The sequence below is a fragment of the Alteribacter natronophilus genome (assembly GCF_006007885.1).
In the GTDB taxonomy this organism is placed as follows: Bacteria; Bacillota; Bacilli; order Bacillales; family Salisediminibacteriaceae; genus Alteribacter; species Alteribacter natronophilus.
Genome location: NZ_VCRO01000004.1, coordinates 182,079 through 200,984 on the forward strand (window position 1 = coordinate 182,079; position 18,906 = coordinate 200,984).

An 18,906-nucleotide genomic window follows, 5' to 3' on the forward strand; every position below is an offset into this window, starting at 1 on the left:
AGATTGCTGCTATTGACGACGTTAATTATGGAGCAAAAGGTGGCGTATCCAGCGATGCCCGCGGAAAGCGAACGGACGGCGTGGAGTGAAGTTTTGTTTTTAAAAGACATGTCAGCGTTTTTCCTCCCGGGCAAAAAATCAGTCTCCGGTCTGAGAAAGCGACGGTCTCTGTCCTGATGCAGGCTTATCCTGATCAGTCTATAATGGAAGCAGGATCGGGGACAGGGGAAAAAAAGCGACTAACCTGCCGGCCGGTGAAATAAAGTGAAAAAGTGAGAGAAGAAGCGACTACAGAAGAGGGTGATTACACATGAGTCAAAACGAATTAAGCGACCTGGCCATTGAAGCGAAAGGGCTCGTCAAGGTGTTTGGAAAGCACCGGGCCGTGGATGGGGTTGATCTGCAGATTAAAAAAGGAACCGTGTACGGGTTTCTCGGCCCGAACGGAGCCGGAAAAACAACGACGATCCGGATGCTTGCGACGCTTCTGAATCCCGACGGCGGGGAAGCGTGCATTTTCGGTCATGACACCGTAAAGGAAGCAGCTGAAGTGAGAAGCCGGATCAGTCTGACGGGTCAGTACGCCTCGATTGATGAGGATCTGACGGGGACGGAAAACCTCGTGCTCATGGGGCGGCTCATGGGTTATACCCGCAATCAGGCAAAAGCGCGGGCGGCTGAGCTTCTCCACGCGTTCGGTCTGGAGGATGCTGCCAAGCGTCAGGTGAAAAAGTACTCCGGCGGAATGCGGCGCAGAATCGATATTGCCGCAAGCATCGTCGTGACACCGGAGCTTCTGTTTCTCGATGAACCGACGACCGGGCTGGATCCGCGGAGCCGCAACCAGGTGTGGGATATCGTCCGCACGCTCGTAGGCACAGGAACGACAGTCCTTCTCACCACACAGTACCTTGAGGAGGCCGACCAGCTGGCTGACCGGATCGCGGTCATTAACGAAGGGAAAATTATTGCAGAAGGAACAAGCGGGGAACTGAAGGCGTCCGTGGGAACAGGAACCCTGACGATTCGCCTTGCAGATCCGGCCGACCGGGAAAAAGCGAGGGGTGTGGTCGAGCAGGTTCTATACGGACAGGTGCACGACTCAGCAGATGCGACTGTTCTGACTGCAAACGTGACGAATCCGTCCCTGGCCGCTGAAGTGCTCGGGGAGCTCGGCCGTGAAGGAATCGAGCTAAGTGACTTCTCACTCGGACAGCCGAGTCTTGATGAGGTGTTCCTGACGCTCACCGGTGAGCCGGCAAAAGAACAGGAGAATAAAAAGGAGGTGCAGGGATAATGGATGCAGTAAACGATGACCGCCAGCAGGTGAGGGATGAGCACCTGAGAGAGGCAGTTGCCTCGAGTGAGCGGCCGAAACCGCCCAATGCCTTTTCCTCCTGTATGACCTTTGGATCCCGATCGCTTCTTCGAATCAAACATATTCCGGAACAGCTGTTTGACGTAACCGTCTTTCCCATTATTTTTCTGCTTATGTTTACGTACCTGTTCGGCGGTGCTATTGCAGGATCCACAGCGGAATACCTTCAGTTTCTCCTGCCGGGTATTCTCGTGATGACTGTGGCACAGATTACGATGTACACAGGGCTGGACATTAACAACGATATCCGCAAAGGCATCTTCGACCGGTTCCGGACGCTCCCGGTCTGGCTGCCGTCCGCCCTGGTCGGCTCGCTTCTCGTGGATACTGTGCGCTACACAGGTGCTTCGGCGGTCATGCTCGGCCTCGGCTATATTCTCGGTTTCCGTGCCGACGGCGGGCTGCTCGGCGTCCTGGGGGCTGTGGCAATCGTGCTTTTTTTCAGTTTCAGCATTTCCTGGGTATGGACGACGCTCGGGATTATCATGCGCTCCGATAAATCGCTCATGATGGCAAGCTTTATGGTCATGTTCCCTCTTACGTTCGTGAGTAACGTGTTCGTGGATCCGGACACGCTTCCGGGCTGGCTCCAGAGCTTTGTCGACGTGAACCCGATCTCCATTCTCGTGGATGCGGTGCGCGGCCTCATGCACGGGCATGCAACTGCAGACCAGATTATCTGGGTGTTTATCGTATCGGGCATCTTTATCGTCATCTTTGCCCCGCTTACGATGTATCTGTACCGGAACAAGAAATAAGTTTTTATGGAGGCTCTGCCGATTCAATTCGGCGGGGTCTTTTGCTGATTAGCGGCAGAATGCTTCACCGGAGTTCTGCCGGAGAGGCTAAAAGCTGAATAAATGAAGGTAACCACCAAATCCACCAAACTAAAAGCTGAATAAATAAAATAACCACCAAATCTTAAGAATTAAAAGCTGAATAAAACAGCAACACCAATTTGATGAACAGCTCCCATCAGCCTGCTCCTCTCTTCATGTCATCCACCGGATCGGAATTTCGCTCCACCCTAAACTGCAGAAATTGTCCGAAAACAGTTGCTTATCTGAACCGTTCGTTTATAATGGAATTAACAAATGTTCAATATTACATAAACAAATGTTCACATGAGCGAAACCGAACGAATAAAGCGAGGAAAAAATTATGGACGCAGTAAAACTGAAACGGATTGTCCGCGCTGCGAAGATGTACTACCAGCTCGACTACAGCCAGCAGCAGATCGCAGCGGAGCTCGGCATTTCCCGCCCGTCCGTATCGCGCCTGCTTCACGAGGCGAAGGAGCACGGGATCGTTCGCGTGGAGATTCTCGATCCGACAGAAGACGCCCAGAAACTGAGCGGCGTAATCCGGAAGCGCTACGGCCTGTCCGACTGCATTATCGTCAGTGCCTCCGGCCGTGACGATACAGCGATTAAGAGCGCCATCGGAAAAAAAGCCGCAGCCTACCTCCGTGACACCGTAAAGGACGGGGACACGATCGGCGCCACGTGGGGGACAACGTTATATGAAGTCACAAAGCACCTTACACCCAAACACGTGAACGGCGTGTCTGTCGTACAGCTGAATGGCGGTGTGAGCCATTCGGAAACGAACACCCACGCCCACGATATCCTGAACCGTCTCGGGGAAGCGTTCAGCACCGCCCCGCACTTTCTCCCGCTCCCGGCCGTGGTGGATCACCCACTCGTAAAAGAGGCGATCGTGGCGGACCGGCATATTAAACGGACGCTGGATCTGGCAGAACAGGCGAATCTGGCCCTCATTACCGTCGGGGACCGGACGGAAAACTCCACCCTCGTGCAGGCGGATTATTTTACGGACGATGATTTGAACGTGCTTCAGGAAAACGGTGCCGTCGGGGATATCTGCTCAACGTTCATCGACAGTGCCGGAAACGTCTGCAACAAGGAGCTCGCGGCACGCACGATCGGCATCGAACTTTCCCGGCTGCAGAAAAAAGAGCGCACCGTTCTCATCGCCGGCGGACTCAACAAAGTGGAGGGCATTCTCGGTGCCCTGAAAGGCGGATACGCCAACGTGCTGATCACCGATCAGTTCACAGCCGAAAGCATGGTGGAACATGACGCCGGAAAGGAGTGAACGTGATGAACGAAGCAAAACTGAGAGAGCTCATCAAAGAGACCGTTGCCCGAACACTGGAACACCGGTCAGCTGAACAAGTTGACAGCACAAGCCCTCAGCTCAAGCCAGGCCAGGTGCCGATCGCCGTATCCAACCGGCATATTCATCTCTCGGAAACGGCGGTGGAGCGCCTGTTCGGCAAAGGGTACCGGCTTACAAAGAAGAAAGACCTCTCCCAGCCCGGCCAGTTTGCTGCAGAGGAAACGGTTACGATAATCGGTCCGAAAGGCCGGATCGAACGGGTCCGGGTGCTCGGCCCGGCCAGAGGTAACACCCAGGTGGAAGTGAGCCTCTATGACGGCTTCACCCTCGGGGTAACCCCGCCGGTCAGAAATTCCGGTGACATTGAAGGCACACCGGGGGTCAAAATTCAGGGCCCCCGGGGACAGCTGACGATCGATAAAGGGCTGATCTGCGCTGCCCGCCATATTCATATGCATCCGGATGACGCTGAGCGGTTCGGGGTAAAAGATCAGGATTTTGTAAGCGTTCACGCACCCAGCGAGCGTCCGGTCACCTTTGATCACACACTGATTCGTGTATCGGAAAAGTACAGGCTCGAGATGCACGTGGATCTGGATGAAGCAAACGCCGCCGGTATGAAATCAGGTACCGTTGGTAACCTCATAAAAGGCAAATAAGAGCGCACTTGTTTTCTTTTCCCGATAGTTTAGTTCGCCGCCTTACGCTCTTAAAGAACAGCAGCCAATTTCCAGACTTCCCGAAAGGAGGGGGTAAAATTTGAGAGAGCAGATCGCGGCACTCGTTCAGGAGGCGGTGAAGGAGTTTTTCAGGGGACCGGGACAGAAAACGAGACGAAAAAATGTCCTTGTCCTGCTGGACTATGAATCTCTGAATCCTGAACTGGTAAACGCACATTTGAAAGCGGTCACACAGGCCCACGACGTGACGATGTACGCTGGCAAAGGATGGCGTGAGCTGTTTCCCGGGGCCGCCGCGCTTGAGGAAGCGGGTCGCAAGGAGCTCACGGACGCTGCCGAAGCGGCTGAAATCGTCTACATACCCGTTGCGAGCCATGGATTTGTCGCCAGACTGGCGCTTACGATCGACGACGATCCGGTGGCGCAGACAGCGATTGCCCTGCAGCTTGCCGGCCGGCCGTTCCTCGTGGCAGACGATGAGCTGGGGCTCCGCTCGTACAGACGGCTGTTTGCCAGACCATCGGTGGAAAAGCGGATTACCGGCTACATGCGCCAGGCACGTGAGGACGGAGCCGTGTTCACAACCCTGGATAAAGCAGAGCAGCGGATCGGGGCGATGAAGCCTCACGAGCCGAAACGGCCCCTCGTCCTTGCCTCCCACGTGGAGGAGGCGGAGCGGAACGGGGAAACGGAGCTCGTTGTCCCTGGAAAAACGCTCGTCACACCGATGGGACGCGACCGGGCCAGGGAGCTCGGCGTCACCATCATAGAAGAGGGGGAGCAGCGATGATTATTGGAAGAGTGGTCGGCAGTGTCGTCTCCACGACGAAAGCCGAGAAACTCAATGGAAAGAAGATGCTCGTCGTCCAGCCTCTCGACATGGTCACGATCGAACCGGACGGAAAGCCCCTTGTATCGATAGATACAGTCGGCTCCGGAACCGGGGAGGTTGTGATGGTCGTCGGCGGAAGTTCCGCCAGGCAGACGGCGATTACGAAAGACACTCCTGTCGACTCTGCCATTGTGGGCGTCATTGACCACGTGGAAATTGACGGGAAGCGGACCTTTGAATCAGGAGGGAGCGAATAGATGAGTATTTCGGAAAAAGACATACAAAAGCTGGTTGAGCAGGTTGTGAGCAAGGTGACAGCCGGCGAGCCTGGCGAAGCGTCGAAGGAGTCCTGCGGCTGCGGCTGTGGGGGCGATACCGGTGCTTCCGGACAGTGCATCACGCTTGAGAAAGGCGTATTTGCCACAGTCGATGAAGCGGTGGCAGCTGCCCAGAAAGCAGAAATCGAATTCAGCACCACATCACTGAAAACGCGCAAAAAGATGATCGAAAACATGCGGAAAGTAAGCCGTGAGCATGCGCGGGAACTGGCGGAACTTGCGGTGGAGGAAACAGGTCTCGGCCGGGTCGAGGATAAAACGGCAAAGAACCTTCTCGCAGCAGATAAAACGCCGGGCACGGAAGACCTTACAAGCACCACTTACACAGGCGACGACGGACTGACGCTTGTGGAGTACGCGCCGCTTGGCGTGGTAGGGTCGATCACCCCCACGACGAACCCGGGGGCAACGATTATTAACAACAGCCTCTCCCTCGTGGCGGCAGGCAATACCGTTGTTTACAATCCGCACCCGAGTGCGAAACGCGTATCGCTTCGTGCCATGCAGCTTTTAAACGATGCAATCGTCGAAGCAGGAGGACCGGAAAACGTCCTCACTTCCGTTGCTGAACCGTCCATCGAGACGAGCGGCGAAGTGATGAACCATACAGGTATCCGCGCACTGGTGGTCACTGGCGGCGGTGCCGTTGTGAAAGCCGCTATGAGCACCGGCAAAAAAGTCATCGCAGCAGGACCAGGGAACCCGCCGGTTGTGGTGGATGAAACCGCCAATCTGGAAAAAGCAGCCGGAGATATCGTCACCGGCGCGAGCTTTGACAACAACGTGCTCTGTACAGCGGAAAAAGAAGTATTCGTTGTGGACCGTGTGGCACATAAGCTGAAAACGGAAATGACGAAAAACGGCGCCTTTGAACTGAAAGGCTTCCAGCTGGATAAAGTGCTGAAAACCGTCATGGTGGAAAAGGACGGCCGCCGTTTTCCGAATAAGGACTTTGTCGGAAAAGACGCAGCGGTCATTCTTGAAGCAGCGGGGATTAAAGCAGATCCTTCCGTACGCCTTCTCATCTGTGAAACAGGGGCGGATCACCCCCTCGTTACAACGGAGATGCTCATGCCGATCGTGCCGATCGTTAAAGTCCGGGACGTGGACACGGCGATTGCCGAAGCGGTCAAAGCGGAAAAAGGCAACCGTCACACTGCGGTCATGCACTCCCAGAACGTAACGAACCTGACGAAAATGGCCCAGCGGATCCAGGCAACGATCTTTGTGAAAAACGGACCGTCCGTCAGCGGGCTCGGCTACAACAGTGAAGGCTTTACGACCCTTACAATTGCCGGCCCGACAGGAGAGGGGCTCACATCGCCGAAGACGTTCACCCGTCAGCGCCGGTGCGTCCTCGTTGACGGACTCCGGATCATATAAGGATGGTGAATCGCCGTGAGCGCAGATAACCAGTCACAGACACAGACCGGTGAAAAAAAGAAGCCCGCACGCCGGGGACGGCCAAGGAAGAACGCGGCAGCTGAAACAAAGCCGGCACAGACAGAACAGAAAGCAGCACAGTCAGAAGCACCGAAAGCGAAGCAGGAAATTAAGCAGAAGCCGCCTGCAAAAAACGCGGCTGATTCTAAAGGAGGAAGAACAATGAACAGAGAAGCACTTGGAATGATCGAAACCAGAGGACTAGTAGGGGCAATCGAAGCAGCAGACGCCATGGTGAAGGCGGCGAACGTACAGCTCGTAGGAAGAGAACTCGTAGGCGGCGGACTTGTAAGTGTCCTTGTACGCGGAGATGTTGGCGCAGTAAAAGCAGCAACTGAAGCAGGAGCAGAAGCCGCCCAGCGCGTCGGCGAACTCACTTCTGTACACGTGATCCCGCGTCCGAACGGTGAAGTGGAAGCCATCATCCCGAAGTCGGAATAGGCTGACCGTTTATGACGGAATCAATGGAACAATACATCCGCTCACTAGTGGAAAAAAGCGTTCAGGGTGTGCTGGCTGACGGCACCATAAACAGCAGCAGACGGAAGCTCGTGATCGGCAACTGGAAAATGAATATGTCCATCGAGGAATCGGCTCTCCTGTTTGAAGGACTCCGCGGGGAGGAGCAGGCGTGTGACGTTGCGGTCTGCCCGCCGTTCCCTCTTCTGTATCCGGTCAAAGTGATGCTGGCCCAGTTTCAGGACAGCATCGCTCTCGGAGCCCAGAACATGCACTGGGCGGAAAAAGGCGCCCATACCGGCGAAGTATCGGCAGCGATGCTTAAGGAACTGGACTGCCGCTACGTGATCCTCGGTCACTCCGAGCGGCGCCAGGCAGGGGAAACAGATGAAGAAGTAAACCTGAAGGTCAAGCAGGCGCTGGCGGCAGGAATCCAGCCGGTGCTCTGTGTCGGAGAAACGAAAGACGAGCGTGAACAGGGACGAAGCGGCGAAGTAGTCGTCAGTCAGCTTCACGCCGGGCTGGACGGGGTGGAAGACGTGAGCTCCGCAGTCGTTGCCTACGAACCTGTCTGGGCGATCGGCACGGGACTCGCCGCCACTCCTGAACAGGCCCAGGATGTCCACCGGACGATCCGGGAAACGCTCGCCAATCAGTACGGCGCTTCGGCTGCGTCAGGCGTCCCTCTTCTTTACGGAGGGTCGGTCAAACCGGATAACGCCCTGAGCCTCGCGGTAATGGACGACATCGACGGCGCTCTCGTCGGCGGTGCCAGCCTTAACGCCGTGGACTTCAAAGGCGTCATTGACGGGTTTACACGGGGATAGACGTTAAGGGACCTGGTTAGTTATTCCGCTGCAGGCGGACGCTTTCCGCGGACAAGGCCTCAGCCTCCTCGGGAAGTTCGCCCTGCGGGGTCTTCGTCTCTTGCTTTTCCCGCCGGAGTCGCCGCCTTCCGCTCCATTATTTAAGGTAAATTCATTTTAAGGACCGACATACATGCTATCAGTTTCGTACGATTCCGTATGAAATGGTCCTTTGGTGACCAGGCGGAGTGAAGTGTCAGCAGCGAGACTCCTGCGGCAGCAGGGGCCAGGGGGAGACCCCGCAGGGCAAAGCCCGAGGTGGCTCCCCGGACCGCCGCGGAAAGCGAGCGGATGACTCGTACCGGAGCTTCTCTGAAAATCAGTACCTGCAAAATGATTACACCAATATACAGAACCGGAAGAAAGGAGGACACCTGATGAAAAAGAAAGTAGCCATCGCAAGCGACCATGGCGGATTCGAGCTCAAGGAAACGATCAAAAAACAGCTCACCGAACTCGGATACGAATACCTCGACTTCGGCTGCCATAACGGCGAATCCGTCGATTATCCGGACGTGGCGTTCCTCGTCGGCGAATGCGTGGCCACCCACGACGACTATATGGGGATCATCATCGACGGTGCCGGCATCGGAAGCGGCATGACAGCCAACAAAATTCCAGGCGTACGCTGCGCCGTCTGCTGGGACCTGTCCTCAGTCATTAACAGCCGCGATCACAACAACGCCAACGTCCTCTCCATCGGCGGCCAGTCCCTCGGGGCCGGCCTCGCCAAACAGATGGTTCAGACGTGGCTCGAAACAGAATTCTCCGGCGGCCGCCACGACCGCCGCGTCACGAAGATCATGGAAATCGAAAGCCGGTTTATTAAGCGGAGCTGACCCGACATACGAAGCGGGCCACGCTCAACCTACTGTCGCGATTCAGTCCAGAGCCCGCAAAAGAAGGAAGGTTTTGCTTATGTTTATCGGAAAAGTCGTCGGAAACGTTGTCTGTACACATAAAGATCCGAGCCTGAAAGGCATCAAGCTCATGGCGGTCCATCCGCTTAAAGATGACCTGACGCCGAAAGGCAAGCCGATCATCGCCATCGATACAGTCGGCCAGGCCGGATACGGAGACATCGTCTACCTGGCAAAAAGCGGCGAATCGGGCATGCCCCTGAAAAAAGACATGGTGGCATCCGACGCCGGCATTATGGGAATCATCGATCACTACTATATAGAAGAAAAAATGAAAGATTAAGTGTGATCAACAAAATTACGATTAACTGACTCAACGGATTTCTTGATCATTAATATATGTACAAAACGGAGCTGCAGGTCAGGAGCGAGACTCCTGCGGCAGTGGGGGCCAGGCGAGACCCCGCAGGGCGATGCCCGAGGAGGCTTGCCGGCACCGCCGCGGAAAGCGAGCGGATGGGCTGCAGTGGAGCATTTACTTACAGTTAAAAACAAACTTAAGAACTCAAGGGAGGAACCAATAATGAATAACGCACTTGGAATGATCGAAACGAAAGGTCTTGTAGGAGCAGTAGAAGCAGCAGATGCCATGATGAAAGCAGCAAACGTAACACTCGTCGGTAAAGTGAACGTCGGCGGCGGCCTTGTAACCGTAATGGTACGCGGCGATGTAGGCGCAGTAAAAGCAGCAACCGAAGCAGGGGCAGACGCTGCCGGACGCGTAGGGGAATTCCTTTCTGTGCACGTCATCCCGCGTCCTCACCAGGAAGTGGAAAAAGTACTTCCGGCTTCTGAATAAATGAAGCTCGCAAAAGTGATCGGGAACGTTGTCGCCACGGTGAAAACCGAGAGTCATCAGAACACGAAGATGATGGTGGTGGAACCTGTTGACCACAGCGGCAAATCCATCGGCGGCTCTTTTCTCGCCGTGGACGGTGCCCAGGCCGGCATCGGTGACACCGTCCTGATTATTGAAGAAGGAGGCTCGGCCCGGGCCATTATGGGCAATCCGGAAGGGGCCGTGGACGCCATTATCGCAGGCGTCGTCGATCGACTCGAAGAATAAACATCGGAGGTGAGTTCAGGTGAGTACAAACATGGATCAATTAGTCAAACAGATCACCGACCAGGTGATGCAGCAGATTACTAACGCAGGCGCGGCGGAAAAAGCGTCCCAGAGTACAGCCAAACCGGCTCAGGGAGCATCATCGGGCTTTTCATCCAGCAGTCTTGTAACCGGTGCGGAAATCGCCCGCATGATTGACCATACCCTACTGAAACCTGAAAGTACGAAAGACCAGATCGTCAAACTTTGTGAAGAAGCAAAAGAATATAAATTCGCCACAGTATGTGTGAATCCTTCCTGGATTCCAACAGCTGCAGCACAGCTTGCAGGCTCAGATGTAGGGATCACAACCGTTGTCGGATTCCCGCTCGGCGCATCCACGACGTTTTCAAAGATGACCGAAACCCGTGACGCCATCGCATCCGGCGCTACGGAAATCGACATGGTTGCCAATATCGGCGCCCTCAAGTCCGGCGAGTACGAGCAGGTGAAGCAGGACATCGCAGGTGTCGTCCATGCGGCAAACGGCCAGGCCCCGGTTAAAGTCATCATTGAAACCGGCTACCTGACGGAGGAGGAAAAGAAGAAGGCGTGCATGCTGTCCAAAATGGCAGGTGCAGACTTCGTTAAAACGTCCACAGGCTTCGGTCCGGGATGTGCCACTCCGGAAGACATCAGGCTCATGCGTGAAGCAGTCGGCCCTGACATGGGCGTGAAAGCGAGCGCGTGCGTGCGCGACCTTGACACGGCCCGTAAAATGGTACAGGCAGGCGCCACGCGTATCGGTGCGTCCGCAGGAATCGCCATCGTTACAGGCGGCAAAGGCGAAGGGTACTAATATAAAAAAGACTGTTCTCTCCGTCACAGGAGTGAGCAGTCTTTTTGTCTCATCAAGAAATACATCTATTTCCATCCAATCTCCCCTTCCTCAATTGAAACCTCCATTACAAATGGAATGAGGAAAAACACAAGGAGAGGAGGAAAGAAGACAAAGGTGAGCCGAATGACGGCAGAATCAGTCGTGAATCCCGGCATAAACATTAGTACCAGCATAAGCAGTGTTAAGTAAAAAAACTGCCTTTGTGACTTTTTCTTCAGGTACTGCCGCGCTCCGCATCGTGGGCAGACGATTCTGGCCTCCATTACAGGACGCTGACTATTCATCGTTTCCCGCCATGTCCAGCGGGCGCAGCAGCCTTCACACGTTGGCACGATCAATTCGCTCCTTTTTTACTCTGGTGTGGCTTTCAATCTGATGCCTCCTGGATGTCCTCTATAAACCGGCCAACCCAACCCATATCAATCGGCCCGTTTAAAATCTCGTAATAAGCAGACCTGCTGTAAAGGTGTAATCGATCTTCATAGATGCCCGCCCATGCAAGCGTGCCATCCTCACCGTTAATGGAAACATCAAACCCTTTCGTTCCGGAAACATCGGGATCCCAGTCTCGGTTTCTCATTTTCCTTACCTGGTACTGGCTTAAATACGCTGATAATTCTTCTGCGTGCCTCTCGTTGTCCGTAATCAGTTCATGGTTCATCACCAGTGAATCAACTTCCGAGGTATCATAGGCCATAACGTCATCAAGGCTTTTCTCCCTGTAATCGTCATAGGTTTTAATAGAGAAGAAGATGATGACTGCTGCAGCTCCAGTAATGATCAAGTGTTGCTTTTTCATTCAACCATTCCAAACCTTTTAAGAGTAACCGGGCCTCACGAAGGAGCCTGGGGGTCGTTCATTTCCTCCAGGTTCTTCCTCCCTTTGATTATCGTTGTAACAATGAGCGCCCAGCTCATCACAATAATCGTATAAATGGTGAAAATAGAATAAAAAAGATTACCGGGTGAAAGATTTCCGTAGAACCCTATCTCCGCCACAGCATGCCCGATACCATAAACTGTGAAGGCAGCAATCGGGTTCAGCCACCATTTGCCCGTTTTCAGCTGGACGGCGGCTCCGCATACAACCGCCAAAAGCGGGATCAGAATCAGGTAAATTAAAATACCTTCAAAAATAGCAGAACACGACCTTCCTTAATAGATAAACTGTCAGACTTTCTCCGCCACGATGAACAGATAATCCCCGCGGCTGCTGCGGTAGCGGGAACGAACTTCTTCAATCTGTCCGGATTCGATGTCAGCCTGGAGCCGGCGGCATCCTTCCGTTACTTCCTCTTCAGACGCAAGAGAGGAAAAGGTGGAAATTCCCGCCCGTACATCAGGGTCGAGGTACATTGAAGGATCGAACTTGCCGCTGTACAAAAAGAAATCCTGAAGATCCGGCTGCACGAGAAAGGACTCGTGGCCGACGATCCGGAACCCGGCCTGCATCAGGGTGCGGTTCACTTCCTTTGGCATGGGCATCTGGCTGGCCGACTCATCAACTGCTTTTGGAAAATATTCCTTCAGCCAGTACCTGTCCATCTGTTCTGGTGCCGAGGTGAAAATAACGAATCGTCCGCTGCGCATGACACGGAACACTTCCTTAAATGCAGGAAGCAGTGTTTGCATATGATGAATAGCGAGCGTACAGACGGCACCTTCGAACTGGCCGTCCTCATAGGGCAAATTCCCGGCATTCGCTTCGTCCCATGTAATAGAGTGTGATTTGTCCCGGGCTTTTTCAAGCATTTCATCAGAGATATCGCATCCGGTTATGTCAAGACCGGATTTCTCCAGTGCAACTGTGTAGTTTCCTGTGCCGCAGGCCACATCCAGCACTTTGGCTCCGTCTTTTACGTGAAGCTGGCTCCGCAGTCTTCTCGTAATCTCAGGATCCGCTTTCCTGGTAGTATCGTAGGTTTTCCCGATCCGATCGTAGAGTGCACCCATAAGTAACCTCCCGTTTTGTTACAAATTTCCACTCATCTGTTTTCATCGTATCATGTAACAAAACTGTTTGAAAGTTATGATAAAATTAAACCAGTTTCCATTTTTTCCAAAGTGAGGGTGAACCATGTTTTTTCCATTACTGTTCATTACGGTTATCGCCAGCTTTGCAGCTTTTACGGCGGCAAAGGGAGAAAGAAAAGGACTCAAGCTGGGACTCAGCCTTGTTCTTTCATTTTTAACCGCAGCTGTAATGTACGCCCTTCCGGCTGCTCTGGCGGCAACGCCAACGCTTTTACTGTCAGTGTCGTGGAACACACTCCTCCTCGTGTTCACAATCCTGCCTGCCGCCGCGTTTATTATGTTCCAGCTGCTGCTTTACAATATAAAACTCATGGGCTGAGGCTGAAGCCATTCAGCCGCCCAACTCCAGTGACCGTTGCCGGTATACTTGAGCCGTGGGACGATCGCCCGTAACAGCATGAAAAGAAAGAAGGGATTCACATCATCGTTTTACTTTTATTCACTATCATCACTGCCCTCACCGTGGCTATTGGCTGGAATCTTTCAAAAGACCTGCCAGAAGATTACCTGATTCTGAAACTGATCGGATATCAGCTTCTCGGCACATTTACGATCAATATTGATTGGATTCAGCTGCCTGTGGGACTTGTGATTGTCTACTTTATGAACCAGAAACAGAACCGGAAAGCCAAGCTGACCGTGGCGGTGATTGGATATATCCTTTCCGTATTACTCTATTAAGGAGGTGGCCGGATGAGAGACCTTCCTGATTTTATGATACAAAGCCGGGGGCCGGTGTCGGAGACGGTGCTGCGCCTCGGGTTTCGCACATTTCATGAAATAGCCGCGTTTGTCCGGGATCTGCCTTACGGACGAAACACCGACCGAAGTGACTACAGGCTCATCCTGACCGAGGGGAAAGGCACCTGCAGTACCAAGCACGCCCTTTTGGCAGCACTCTGCGGGGAGCACGGTAAAGATGACATCAGGCTGTACACCGGAATCTATCAGATGAACGGCCAGAACACACCGGGAACGGGGCCGGTTTTGTCACGGCATGGATTAACGCACGTGCCCGAGGCACACTGCTACCTCAAGTTCAATGATGAGAGGTTTGATTTTACCCGTCCGGGAGCAAAAGCGGAAGGAATCACCGCGGAAAAAGCGATCACCCCTGAACAGATCGGCGAGGATAAAGTCAGGTTTCACCGCCGGTACACAAGCGAGTGGATTAAAACAGAAAACCTGCCGTATGAGCTGAAGGATGTGTGGCAAATCCGGGAACAGTGCATCGAGGCCCTGGCCGAGGGGGAAGGAAGGTAAACAGAGATGTTTGATTTTATGTTAATGGTGCACATTGCTGCCGGTACCATTTGCCTCATCAGCGGTCTGATGGCCATGAGTTTCAGGAAAAAGCGCGGACGTCATTCTGTATCAGGTGAAATCTATCACGGAGCGTACATCGTTATTTTTCTCACCTCCACCTTGATGGCGGTATGGAACTGGAGCGGGAGTGCGTACCTGTTTTATATCGGAATTTTTTCCTACGCTCTGGCACTGACCGGTTATCTTGCAGGGAAGCGGAGGCAGAAAGGCTGGATCGGTACCCATATCGGCGGCATGCTGGGCTCCTACATCGCTGTGATCACTGCCATTATCGTGGTGAACGTCCATAAAGTGCCCATGCTTGGTGATGTGCCGATTCTCGTGTTCTGGCTCCTGCCCACCGTAATCGGTTCGCCGGCCATCTACGCTGTCGGAAGAAAATACCGGCGGAAACGCCAGCCGAAGCAGCCGATCGCCTCATAGAAGGGAAGCTGGGGGCGATGAAATTCTCAGCATGGGAAAAGTGAGGACGAAGGTTTTCCTGGAATCAGATCTGGCATTCCCTCCGGCAGGCAATTGGAAAAATCGATGATTACCTGCCGGAAATGCGGGTCTGTGCATAGATTCAGGCCATCAGAAACAGAGATCAGCCGAGTGATGACAGAAGTCGAAAAAGGAAGGTATTCTGGGAAGCTTATGGTCCCGACTATAAAGAATAGAGTGAGGTTCTGCTATGAAACTCGTTATATTGGATGACTGGGAACATCTCTTTTCAGCGCATCCGCGTCTGGAGGAACTAAAGCGTCACTTTGATGTGCACATCTACGACGATCAGCCCTCCCACGGCACGCTCATCAGCAGGATACAGGATGCAGACATCATATTACCGATCCGAGAGCGGACAAGCTTTACGAAGCCTGTGCTGGAAAGCATGAAGAACGTGAAGCTGATTGCCCAGACCGGAGGAGGACTTGCCCATCTGGATCTGGAGGAGGCGACCCGGCTCGGGATTCCTGTGGCGACGACCCCGGGAGGGTCTGCTTCAGTGGTGGAGCTTATTTTCGGACTCATTTTGTCCCACGCGCGGAGGCTTCCACGCCTCGACGAGGAAATGAAAGCGGGAGAGTGGACGGAATCTGTCGGATTTGGCCTGGAGGGAAAGACGGTGGGCATCATCGGTCTCGGAAAAATCGGTTCAGGCGTGGCAAAAGCAGCGCAGGCATTCGGGATGAACGTCATCGCGTGGGGGCCAAGGCTGACTGAGGAAAGGGCAAGGGATAAAGGCGTCGGATATGTCTCCTTTGAAACACTTCTTCAGAACTCCCATTTCATTGTGACCGCTGTCCGCCTGGTACCGGAGACAAGACATCTGCTGAAAAAGGAACAGTTTTCCCTCATGCGCCGGGATGCCTTTCTCGTCAACACCTCCAGGGGTGAAATTGTGGATGAACAGGCTCTGATCGAGGCACTGGAAACAAAGCGGATTGCCGGTGCCGGGCTCGACGTGTTCGCAGAAGAGCCGCTTCCCTCGGATAATCCACTCCGAAAAATGGACAACGTGATTCTCACACCTCACATTGGATGGAAGACGGATACGATCTTCAATCGCTTTTTTACCTCGGCTGCGGAGAACATCCTTTCCTTTTTTGTGGAAGGAAAGCCGATCCGGATTAAGAATCCGGAAGTGCTCGAGCGAAAAGAAAAAGGAGATAATCGATAAAACGAATCATTATACCTTTTGTAGATCGGCGAGTTTTTTAATCCATAAAAAAGGAGCACTGAATCATGTCCTTTCCCGAACTGGAAACAAACAGGCTCAGGCTGGTGAAAATAGATGAGAAACATGTTACGCCTTACTTTAACATCATGAAAAGAGCGGATGTGATGAAGTACTACGGTATGGATGCCCTTGAAACAATCGAGCAGGCGGCAGCAATCGTTGCCTCGTTCGGGCAGACATTTGAGGCGGGACGGGGCATCCGCTGGGGAATTATTCATAAAGAGGACAGTGAGTTTGCCGGCACCATTGGCCTCAATGCCCTGAATATGTTCAGTAAACGGACAGAGATCGGATACGAGCTTCACCCTGACTATCATAACCGTGGAATCATGTCCGAAGCCCTTGGACACGTGCTGAAGTACACCTTTGAGGAACTCGATCTTTACCGCACAGGGGCTGTGACTTTTCCTGAAAACGAGGCTTCCACCGGACTCCTTAAGCGGTTTGGATTCAGGCAAGAGGGGACACTGCGCGGTTATCTGTACCAGGGTGGCCGGTCACACGACGCTCTCGTTTTCTCCCTTTTAAAACCGGAGTGGGAAAAACGGAATCTGAGACCACGGTCTTAGACATTTTCAATCACTGCTCTCACGAAAAAACGTCTTCTCCTGCTTATGATGAATGTATAAACAGTGAGGAGGCGTTTTTTATGATTGAAGGACTTTATGAAGCTCATCTGCCGGTAAAAAACCTGAAGAGGGCTGCTGCATTTTACGAAAAGCTCGGGCTGGAACTGGCCTGTGATGCAGGGGATACCCTGTTTTACTGGATCGAGAAGGAAAAAAGCTGGCTCGGCCTCTGGGAAGGCGAGGAGTACAGAACACCGTACCACCCCTCGCTGAAACACGTGGCGTTCAGAGCGGGTTATGAGAATATGAAAAGGTCCCGGAAGTGGCTTGAGGATGCAGGCGCCACAGTCGTTCCGTTTGGCGGCCGCACGTCAGCCGATCCTTTTATCCGGCCGTGGCAGGGCAACGGATCGGTATACTTCGAGGATCCGGACGGCAACAGCCTCGAGCTCATGTGCTTTGTCGACGTGCCTGACCATTTAAAACAGGTAAAAGAGAAGCTCTCATTCGATGAATTTGAGAGAAGGACCGGTAACCGTCATTTCAACAACTAAGGCGAGTGCGGAAGTTTTCCGGAGAGAGTCTCGAGGTCTTCGATCATTTCGGGCAGCCACTCCCCGGCAATGGGCATATGACCAATCCCGTACCTGAGCGTCCAGTCAAGCATCCGTACGGTCCAGAGGATGCCTCCAAGCGTGAGCTGCCAGTCGAGGTCTTTTGTAAGGGTTGGCTCTGTTTTTGAGGTGAAGGCTTTCAAAACAGCATCCCTGTCCAGACCATCCCCTTCGGCTGCCAATAGAAGACAGTACAGATCCCCAAGGTCGGGGCTTACATAAGCCAGCGCCCAGTCAACGGGGGTGATGCTGTCACCATTTACGATCAGGTTTTTCGGAAAATAGTCGCTGTGGCACAGTGTCGCGGGAAAATGACGGTAAAGCTTTTCCAGGTGTGGCGGCAGCATCTGCAGCAGATGGTTCAATACCTGTTTCTGTGCCTTATCAAGATAGGAATTTCCTGTCATGGATGTGAGTGTATGTAACGTATCCCGTGGTGTCACCTTATAGGGTTCCTGGTTCTTTAATTTTCCTGAAGGGGCGGAAGCTTCTTTCCGGATGATGGCGAGCTGTTCAGCAGCTCTGATATACCCTGTTTCGGATGGCTCCTGTTCGAGTGTCCGTCCCTTCAGGTCTTCCATTAGAAGTACACCTGTACCGCCGTCTGTGGAAGAATGGTAAACGCAGGGCTGACTGACCGGAAGTGGGCCCAGGAGTTCTCTGTAGACAGCACCTTCCCGGGCAGGATGGCCCGTCCCTATTTTCCCGATAGCGGTACTTCCGTCCAAGAACGTGATTCTCCACACCTCGGAATACTGCCACTTTCTTAGGAGTTCCCACTTCACCGGCTTTCCGGTGACTTCAAGCTCGCTCTTATATTTCTCCCATGATTCAGGCAGAGATTTCATCCCGTTTCCTCCCTTTCACGATCAGAAAATTCGGGCGCGTCATCAGCTTCTGGTACCCTTCAGGATTTTTGTCCAGGAAACGCGCTGTGGGTTGTGGTTCGATGAGCAGCTCGAGATTGAAAACATCCAGAGTGTCATTGAGAATCATCTGCAGCGGACGGCGGTAAAAAGGCACCCGGACCGGGCCCTGGTCTGTGCTCCACTCATCCACGATCAGTTCGTGACCGAAATAATCGCCGCTCTTTGAAAGCCCCACATCCATAGTGGGGTGGTGGACCGAGTAAAGAATCACGCCACCCGGTTTGAGCACACGGGAAAACTCACAAAATACTGGTGGCCAGTCCCGTATGTAGTGAAGGGAGAGTGAGCATACGACATAGTCGAATGATTCTCCTTTAAACGGCAGAGGTGCGGAGAAGTCCAGTTCCAGCACCTCCGCTTTTTGGCCAATCCGCCTTTTGGCAGCCTGGACCATTTCGGGGCTGAGATCGGCTGCTGTGACGGAAGCACCGCGTTCAAGGAGCTGTTCCGTGTACCATCCGGCAGCGCAGCCGGCATCAAGTACATCCTTTCCATGGAGACTGCCGGGAAGCTGGTTCATCATCGCCGGACGTTCGTATTCGGCGTTGTATACGTTTTCGCTGTCGACCTGATGTTCGTACCTGTGAGCGAGTCGGTCGAACGTTTCTTTTACGCGTGCGTTCATGATGAAAGGCACCTCCGGATATCAAAATGCATTAACACAATTAGAAGGGAATGTTTCCCATTTTATCAAAGAAAAAAGCCGCGTC

General features: G+C 53.3%; 27 protein-coding genes. 21 read left to right on the forward strand and 6 right to left on the reverse strand.

Going from position 1 to position 18,906, the window contains the following annotated elements; translation table 11 throughout:
* Window positions 1–310 precede the first annotated feature (310 nt).
* From FGB90_RS13740 to deoC, 14 genes are all read left to right on the forward strand, one after another.
* Window positions 311–1,297: an ATP-binding cassette domain-containing protein gene (locus tag FGB90_RS13740; RefSeq protein ID WP_138811421.1), complete on the forward strand. Its 987-nt coding sequence runs from the start codon at window positions 311–313 to the stop codon at window positions 1,295–1,297.
* Window positions 1,297–2,136 (forward strand): ABC transporter permease, encoded by an 840-nt coding sequence (locus tag FGB90_RS13745; protein WP_138811422.1) that lies wholly within the window; start codon window positions 1,297–1,299, stop codon window positions 2,134–2,136. Before FGB90_RS13740 ends, FGB90_RS13745 begins: the two co-directional genes overlap by 1 nt.
* Before the next feature lie 403 nt (window positions 2,137–2,539).
* Window positions 2,540–3,496 carry a DNA-binding transcriptional repressor DeoR gene (gene deoR, locus FGB90_RS13750; protein WP_138811423.1) on the forward strand — a complete coding sequence of 319 codons (957 nt, stop codon included), beginning with the start codon at window positions 2,540–2,542 and terminating at the stop codon, window positions 3,494–3,496.
* 5 nt (window positions 3,497–3,501) lie between these two features.
* Window positions 3,502–4,179: a phosphate propanoyltransferase gene (locus FGB90_RS13755; protein ID WP_138811424.1), complete on the forward strand. Its 678-nt coding sequence runs from the start codon at window positions 3,502–3,504 to the stop codon at window positions 4,177–4,179.
* A gap of 100 nt (window positions 4,180–4,279) precedes the next feature.
* A complete protein-coding gene (locus tag FGB90_RS13760; RefSeq protein WP_138811425.1) occupies window positions 4,280–4,990 on the forward strand; it encodes a hypothetical protein in 711 nt (236 codons plus the stop codon).
* The gene (locus tag FGB90_RS13765) at window positions 4,987–5,289 is read left to right on the forward strand and encodes a EutN/CcmL family microcompartment protein (protein ID WP_138811426.1); all 303 of its coding nucleotides are present in this window, start codon (window positions 4,987–4,989) and stop codon (window positions 5,287–5,289) included. Before FGB90_RS13760 ends, FGB90_RS13765 begins: the two co-directional genes overlap by 4 nt.
* A complete protein-coding gene (locus FGB90_RS13770) occupies window positions 5,290–6,753 on the forward strand; it encodes an aldehyde dehydrogenase family protein (protein ID WP_138811427.1) in 1,464 nt (487 codons plus the stop codon).
* A 222-nt stretch (window positions 6,754–6,975) separates the two neighbouring features.
* A complete protein-coding gene (locus FGB90_RS13775; protein ID WP_110520937.1) occupies window positions 6,976–7,254 on the forward strand; it encodes a BMC domain-containing protein in 279 nt (92 codons plus the stop codon).
* Between the two features lie 11 nt (window positions 7,255–7,265).
* Window positions 7,266–8,099, forward strand: a complete 834-nt coding sequence (gene tpiA, locus FGB90_RS13780; protein WP_246056184.1) for a triose-phosphate isomerase — start codon at window positions 7,266–7,268, stop codon at window positions 8,097–8,099.
* Window positions 8,100–8,515: 416 nt separating this feature from the next.
* A complete protein-coding gene (gene rpiB / locus FGB90_RS13785; protein WP_138811672.1) occupies window positions 8,516–8,977 on the forward strand; it encodes a ribose 5-phosphate isomerase B in 462 nt (153 codons plus the stop codon).
* Between the two features lie 79 nt (window positions 8,978–9,056).
* Complete coding sequence (locus FGB90_RS13790; protein WP_138811428.1) at window positions 9,057–9,341, forward strand: EutN/CcmL family microcompartment protein; 285 nt, start codon at window positions 9,057–9,059, stop codon at window positions 9,339–9,341.
* A 240-nt stretch (window positions 9,342–9,581) separates the two neighbouring features.
* The gene (locus FGB90_RS13795) at window positions 9,582–9,857 is read left to right on the forward strand and encodes a BMC domain-containing protein (protein WP_138811429.1); all 276 of its coding nucleotides are present in this window, start codon (window positions 9,582–9,584) and stop codon (window positions 9,855–9,857) included.
* Window positions 9,858–10,124, forward strand: coding sequence for a EutN/CcmL family microcompartment protein (locus FGB90_RS13800; RefSeq protein ID WP_138811430.1), 267 nt, complete (start codon window positions 9,858–9,860; stop codon window positions 10,122–10,124). It begins immediately after the preceding gene.
* Window positions 10,125–10,314: 190 nt separating this feature from the next.
* Window positions 10,315–10,962: a deoxyribose-phosphate aldolase gene (deoC, locus tag FGB90_RS13805; protein ID WP_138811673.1), complete on the forward strand. Its 648-nt coding sequence runs from the start codon at window positions 10,315–10,317 to the stop codon at window positions 10,960–10,962.
* A 65-nt stretch (window positions 10,963–11,027) separates the two neighbouring features.
* On the opposite strand, the gene FGB90_RS13810 is transcribed toward deoC, so the two are convergent.
* The 4 genes from FGB90_RS13810 to FGB90_RS13825 all read right to left on the reverse strand — a co-directional run bounded on the left by FGB90_RS13810 (window position 11,028) and on the right by FGB90_RS13825 (window position 12,957).
* Window positions 11,028–11,336, reverse strand: a complete 309-nt coding sequence (locus FGB90_RS13810) for a TIGR04104 family putative zinc finger protein (RefSeq protein ID WP_138811431.1) — start codon at window positions 11,334–11,336, stop codon at window positions 11,028–11,030.
* A 35-nt stretch (window positions 11,337–11,371) separates the two neighbouring features.
* Window positions 11,372–11,803, reverse strand: a complete 432-nt coding sequence (locus tag FGB90_RS13815; protein WP_138811432.1) for a hypothetical protein — start codon at window positions 11,801–11,803, stop codon at window positions 11,372–11,374.
* 35 nt (window positions 11,804–11,838) lie between these two features.
* On the reverse strand, window positions 11,839–12,099 hold the full coding sequence (locus FGB90_RS13820) for a hypothetical protein (protein ID WP_138811433.1): 261 nt from the start codon (window positions 12,097–12,099) through the stop codon (window positions 11,839–11,841).
* Window positions 12,100–12,174: 75 nt separating this feature from the next.
* On the reverse strand, window positions 12,175–12,957 hold the full coding sequence (locus tag FGB90_RS13825) for a class I SAM-dependent methyltransferase (protein WP_138811434.1): 783 nt from the start codon (window positions 12,955–12,957) through the stop codon (window positions 12,175–12,177).
* 124 nt (window positions 12,958–13,081) lie between these two features.
* Here FGB90_RS13825 and FGB90_RS13830 point away from each other — a divergent pair, with 124 nt between their 5' ends.
* The 7 genes from FGB90_RS13830 to FGB90_RS13860 all read left to right on the forward strand — a co-directional run bounded on the left by FGB90_RS13830 (window position 13,082) and on the right by FGB90_RS13860 (window position 17,207).
* Window positions 13,082–13,357, forward strand: a complete 276-nt coding sequence (locus FGB90_RS13830; RefSeq protein WP_138811435.1) for a hypothetical protein — start codon at window positions 13,082–13,084, stop codon at window positions 13,355–13,357.
* 143 nt (window positions 13,358–13,500) lie between these two features.
* Window positions 13,501–13,719, forward strand: coding sequence for a hypothetical protein (locus tag FGB90_RS13835; RefSeq protein ID WP_138811436.1), 219 nt, complete (start codon window positions 13,501–13,503; stop codon window positions 13,717–13,719).
* Window positions 13,720–13,731: 12 nt separating this feature from the next.
* Window positions 13,732–14,301, forward strand: a complete 570-nt coding sequence (locus tag FGB90_RS13840; RefSeq protein WP_138811437.1) for a hypothetical protein — start codon at window positions 13,732–13,734, stop codon at window positions 14,299–14,301.
* A 6-nt stretch (window positions 14,302–14,307) separates the two neighbouring features.
* The gene (locus FGB90_RS13845; RefSeq protein WP_138811438.1) at window positions 14,308–14,787 is read left to right on the forward strand and encodes a DUF2306 domain-containing protein; all 480 of its coding nucleotides are present in this window, start codon (window positions 14,308–14,310) and stop codon (window positions 14,785–14,787) included.
* Between the two features lie 250 nt (window positions 14,788–15,037).
* A complete protein-coding gene (locus tag FGB90_RS13850; RefSeq protein WP_138811439.1) occupies window positions 15,038–16,024 on the forward strand; it encodes a D-2-hydroxyacid dehydrogenase family protein in 987 nt (328 codons plus the stop codon).
* Between the two features lie 65 nt (window positions 16,025–16,089).
* Entirely contained in the window at window positions 16,090–16,653 is a 564-nt protein-coding gene (locus FGB90_RS13855; protein WP_138811440.1) for a GNAT family N-acetyltransferase, read from the forward strand.
* An 80-nt stretch (window positions 16,654–16,733) separates the two neighbouring features.
* Window positions 16,734–17,207, forward strand: coding sequence for a VOC family protein (locus tag FGB90_RS13860; protein ID WP_138811441.1), 474 nt, complete (start codon window positions 16,734–16,736; stop codon window positions 17,205–17,207).
* Here FGB90_RS13860 and FGB90_RS13865 read toward each other — a convergent pair.
* The gene (locus FGB90_RS13865) at window positions 17,204–18,115 is read right to left on the reverse strand and encodes an aminoglycoside phosphotransferase family protein (protein ID WP_138811442.1); all 912 of its coding nucleotides are present in this window, start codon (window positions 18,113–18,115) and stop codon (window positions 17,204–17,206) included. The genes FGB90_RS13860 and FGB90_RS13865 overlap by 4 nt on opposite strands.
* Window positions 18,099–18,821, reverse strand: coding sequence for a class I SAM-dependent methyltransferase (locus FGB90_RS13870; protein ID WP_138811443.1), 723 nt, complete (start codon window positions 18,819–18,821; stop codon window positions 18,099–18,101). Before FGB90_RS13870 ends, FGB90_RS13865 begins: the two co-directional genes overlap by 17 nt.
* Window positions 18,822–18,906: the final 85 nt, after the last annotated feature.

Excerpts from the sequence above, each read along its gene's own strand:
- FGB90_RS13740 (WP_138811421.1), top strand. The coding sequence starts at position 311 with ATGAGTCAAAACGAATTAAGCGACCTGGCCATTGAAGCGAAAGGGCTC.
- FGB90_RS13745 (WP_138811422.1), top strand. The coding sequence starts at position 1,297 with ATGGATGCAGTAAACGATGACCGCCAGCAGGTGAGGGATGAGCACCTG.
- deoR (WP_138811423.1), top strand. The coding sequence starts at position 2,540 with ATGGACGCAGTAAAACTGAAACGGATTGTCCGCGCTGCGAAGATGTAC.
- FGB90_RS13755 (WP_138811424.1), top strand. The coding sequence starts at position 3,502 with ATGAACGAAGCAAAACTGAGAGAGCTCATCAAAGAGACCGTTGCCCGA.
- FGB90_RS13765 (WP_138811426.1), top strand. The coding sequence starts at position 4,987 with ATGATTATTGGAAGAGTGGTCGGCAGTGTCGTCTCCACGACGAAAGCC.
- FGB90_RS13770 (WP_138811427.1), top strand. The coding sequence starts at position 5,290 with ATGAGTATTTCGGAAAAAGACATACAAAAGCTGGTTGAGCAGGTTGTG.
- FGB90_RS13775 (WP_110520937.1), top strand. The coding sequence starts at position 6,976 with ATGAACAGAGAAGCACTTGGAATGATCGAAACCAGAGGACTAGTAGGG.
- tpiA (WP_246056184.1), top strand. The coding sequence starts at position 7,266 with ATGACGGAATCAATGGAACAATACATCCGCTCACTAGTGGAAAAAAGC.
- rpiB (WP_138811672.1), top strand. The coding sequence starts at position 8,516 with ATGAAAAAGAAAGTAGCCATCGCAAGCGACCATGGCGGATTCGAGCTC.
- FGB90_RS13790 (WP_138811428.1), top strand. The coding sequence starts at position 9,057 with ATGTTTATCGGAAAAGTCGTCGGAAACGTTGTCTGTACACATAAAGAT.
- FGB90_RS13795 (WP_138811429.1), top strand. The coding sequence starts at position 9,582 with ATGAATAACGCACTTGGAATGATCGAAACGAAAGGTCTTGTAGGAGCA.
- FGB90_RS13800 (WP_138811430.1), top strand. The coding sequence starts at position 9,858 with ATGAAGCTCGCAAAAGTGATCGGGAACGTTGTCGCCACGGTGAAAACC.
- deoC (WP_138811673.1), top strand. The coding sequence starts at position 10,315 with ATGATTGACCATACCCTACTGAAACCTGAAAGTACGAAAGACCAGATC.
- FGB90_RS13815 (WP_138811432.1), bottom strand. The coding sequence starts at position 11,803 with ATGAAAAAGCAACACTTGATCATTACTGGAGCTGCAGCAGTCATCATC.
- FGB90_RS13825 (WP_138811434.1), bottom strand. The coding sequence starts at position 12,957 with ATGGGTGCACTCTACGATCGGATCGGGAAAACCTACGATACTACCAGG.
- FGB90_RS13830 (WP_138811435.1), top strand. The coding sequence starts at position 13,082 with ATGTTTTTTCCATTACTGTTCATTACGGTTATCGCCAGCTTTGCAGCT.
- FGB90_RS13840 (WP_138811437.1), top strand. The coding sequence starts at position 13,732 with ATGAGAGACCTTCCTGATTTTATGATACAAAGCCGGGGGCCGGTGTCG.
- FGB90_RS13845 (WP_138811438.1), top strand. The coding sequence starts at position 14,308 with ATGTTTGATTTTATGTTAATGGTGCACATTGCTGCCGGTACCATTTGC.
- FGB90_RS13850 (WP_138811439.1), top strand. The coding sequence starts at position 15,038 with ATGAAACTCGTTATATTGGATGACTGGGAACATCTCTTTTCAGCGCAT.
- FGB90_RS13855 (WP_138811440.1), top strand. The coding sequence starts at position 16,090 with ATGTCCTTTCCCGAACTGGAAACAAACAGGCTCAGGCTGGTGAAAATA.
- FGB90_RS13860 (WP_138811441.1), top strand. The coding sequence starts at position 16,734 with ATGATTGAAGGACTTTATGAAGCTCATCTGCCGGTAAAAAACCTGAAG.
- FGB90_RS13865 (WP_138811442.1), bottom strand. The coding sequence starts at position 18,115 with ATGAAATCTCTGCCTGAATCATGGGAGAAATATAAGAGCGAGCTTGAA.
- FGB90_RS13870 (WP_138811443.1), bottom strand. The coding sequence starts at position 18,821 with ATGAACGCACGCGTAAAAGAAACGTTCGACCGACTCGCTCACAGGTAC.